This is a genomic window from Acinetobacter sp. NigerLNRRAM0016 (assembly GCF_054112845.1).
In genome coordinates this window covers 1-815 of record NZ_JBSYVT010000108.1, presented here as the reverse complement: position 1 = coordinate 815, position 815 = coordinate 1, and the positions used below count along the sequence as shown (strand labels likewise).

General features: G+C 48.2%; 1 protein-coding gene. It reads right to left on the bottom strand.

All coding sequences use genetic code 11. The annotated features are described in order from the left end of the window. Nucleotides 1-31 precede the first annotated feature (31 nt). Nucleotides 32-815: IS66 family transposase (gene tnpC, locus ACWQ4X_RS19730; RefSeq protein ID WP_457904681.1), on the bottom strand; the 784-nt coding region annotated here is incomplete at its 5' end.

Genomic DNA, 815 nt, shown 5'->3' with positions numbered 1-815 from the left:
GTAAGCGTCCGCTGAACCCCATGCCTATTTTTTAATTCGGTTCAGGTTTCCAGCGGTGTGGTAGCAATTCTTCAATCTGAGTCACTTTATGTGTCGGCAACCTTTTCAGCACATCACTTAAATAGGCATAGGGATCCAGCCCATTCAGCTTTGCTGACTGGATTAATGTCATAATATTGGCTGCTCGCTGACCGCTGCGCAGCGAACCTGCAAATAACCAGTTCTTACGTCCCAACGCCCAGGGGCGCATCTGGTTTTCCACCCAGTTATTGCAAATCGGTAGATTGCCATCATCCAGATAGCGGCTTAAGGCTGGCCAACGCTTCAGAGTGTAATTGATCGCCTTGGCGGTTGGAGAACTCGATGGCACAGTCAGTTGATGTTGGTTGAGCCATTCATACAGTTGTTGCATCACCGGTTGACTATGCTGTTGTCGGTATTCGCGGCGCTGTTCTGCTGTACCATCGGTCTTTTTCCTGAGCTCTGCTTCTATCGCATACAGTTTCTGAATCAGCACTAATGCCTGTTCAGCGACCTGACTTTTTTTGGTCACATGCAGTTCATGGAATTTACGACGCGCATGCGCCATGCAGCCCACCTCAATGACCTGACCTGATTTAAAGCGTGCTTTATAACCGCTGTAATCATCACAGACTAGATAGCCCTGCCAGTCTTTCAGGAACGCTTCAGCATGCTGACCTGAACGACTATCCTGAAAGTCATAGATCACGGCTTGAACTGGATTGTACTGTGTAGTGGCATAGGCCCAGACATAACCTTTCTTCGGTTTTTTATCATTCTCACCCATCCGCATG